This is a genomic window from Ruegeria sp. O11 (genome assembly GCF_056535285.1).
Genome location: NZ_JBQERS010000044.1, coordinates 1 through 730 on the forward strand (window position 1 = coordinate 1; position 730 = coordinate 730).

Genomic DNA, 730 nt, shown 5'->3' on the forward strand with positions numbered 1-730 from the left:
AGTTGACGAGCCTGTGTGATCTGACGATCGTTTCCGCCGAATAGATTTCGAACAGGTTACTTGAGCATGATCTCATTGAAGGGCTGTCATTTCCCCAAGGATGCTGTTTTGTACGCGGTGTGCGAGTTGACCATGCCACATTGAATAGGTGGGTTGTGAAATACTCGCCGATCGTCGCAGCTCGTGCGCAATCAAAGAAACGCCCAACGTTGAGCTCCTGGCGTATGGAGGAGACCTATATTCCTGTTCGCGGCAAATGGATCTACCTCTATCGGGCCGTCGACAAGGCAGGAAATACCCATGATTTCATGCTGTCTGAGCGCTGGAACCGTCCAGCGGCAGCCAGGTTCTTTGCCAAAGCTCTGTCGTCAAATGGAATCCCGAGCAAGATCGTCATCGACAAAAGCGGAGCCAACGCAGTGGGCATTCGAGAGGTGAACAAAATCCTTAATCGGTTTGGTTGCACCGCCAAAATTCATACAGTCAGGTCCAAGTATTTAAACAACCTGATCGAGCAGGATCATCGGTTTATCAAGCGACGCATCCGGCACATGTGCGGGTTCAAATCGTTCAGATCCGCCTCGGCCACACTGGACGGCATTGAGGTCGCCAACATGATCCGAAAACAGCAATTCTCAAGCGATAAGAATTCCGGCTTCCAGTTATTCGCCGAGATCGCAGGATAGGTGTATCCAGAAAGTCGCTGACTTTGGCCGTTCCAAATATTTGC

1 pseudogene is annotated in these 730 nt (G+C 50.7%); it reads left to right on the forward strand.

The window, feature by feature from the left end:
• Nucleotides 1-66: 66 nt before the first annotated feature.
• A pseudogene (locus tag ACRZ91_RS22175) lies at nt 67-686 on the forward strand (IS6 family transposase).
• Nucleotides 687-730 lie beyond the last annotated feature (44 nt).